At 51.5% G+C, this 1,067-nt stretch carries 2 protein-coding genes; both read left to right on the plus strand.

Features of this window, described 5'->3' with window-relative positions; genetic code table 11:
* Positions 1 to 495 (plus strand): Hsp33 family molecular chaperone HslO (locus JF818_RS03905; RefSeq protein ID WP_198890673.1); only part of this gene is annotated, 495 nt, incomplete at its 5' end.
* Between the two features lie 26 nt (positions 496 to 521).
* A partial coding sequence (locus JF818_RS03910) for a class I SAM-dependent RNA methyltransferase (protein ID WP_233065954.1) occupies positions 522 to 1,067 on the plus strand: 546 nt, incomplete at its 3' end.

Consider the following 1,067-nt stretch of genomic DNA (forward strand, 5'->3'; position numbering starts at 1 on the left):
ATGATGGCCTATGGCGACTTGGCCAAGGATCTTGCCCTCTACTTCCAACAGTCAGAGCAGACCCCCACCCTTTTCAGCTTCTCGATTCACTTCAACAAGGAAGGACAGGTTACCGGAAGCGGTGCCCTGTTCGTGCAGGCAATGCCTGGGTGCGAGGAACATGTCCTCGAGAAACTCCAGGAACAGGCTTATGCTCTTCCCTCCATCGGCAAGAAACTCGCTGAAGGAATGTCGATCAAGGAGTATGTAGAAGAGCAGTTTGGGAGCTATGAACTCAGGCACCTGGCAAGACAACCCCTGGGCTTCTCTTGCCCCTGTTCTCGTGAGCAATACCAAACATACCTAAAGCAACTGGACAAGGCAGAGCAACAGGACATCCTGGAGCATGGCCCATTCCCGCTTGAGCTGGTCTGTGTCAACTGCAATACCCACTACCATTACGAAAAATATGAACTAGATTACTTGTTCAGCGACGCAGAGGGAGAACCCAAATGATTTTCTTCGCCACTTCAGCCTTATACATGAACGACATAATTGAAGAGGAAGCCCGCAGGGCTGGTGCAACAGAGATCCGCAGTATCAGCGGTGGTGTTGAGTTCGCAGCAGACCTTGCCTCAGCCTACCGGTTCTGCCTTTGGTCAAGGACCGCTACAAGGGTACTCCTTGGTTTGTTCATGGATGACGATATCCAGAACGCTGATGAGCTCTATGAAGCATCTCTGCAGATACCCTGGGAGGATTGGATAACTCCAGAGCAGACATTCTTGGTTACCGAGACGACGAAGAACTGCCGCTACCTGAAAAATTCACACTTTGCAACAATCCGCGTCAAGGACGCAATTGTTGATCGGATCAGGGAAAAATTTGACGGTGAGCGTCCCATGGTAGACAAGGAAGAGAGCGATGTGGTGTTTCACGTACATATCGATGGAGACGCAGTCGCATGGTATGTAGACTTCTCCGGCCGTGGTTTATACAAGCGTGGTTACCGCGCCGCACAGACTGATGCAGTCCTTGGGGAGTACCTTGCAGCATCAGTGCTTTACCGTTCGGAGTGGAGGAAGGCC

The sequence above is a fragment of the Sphaerochaeta sp. S2 genome, assembly GCF_016406725.1.
Lineage (GTDB): Bacteria > Spirochaetota > Spirochaetia > Sphaerochaetales > Sphaerochaetaceae > Sphaerochaeta.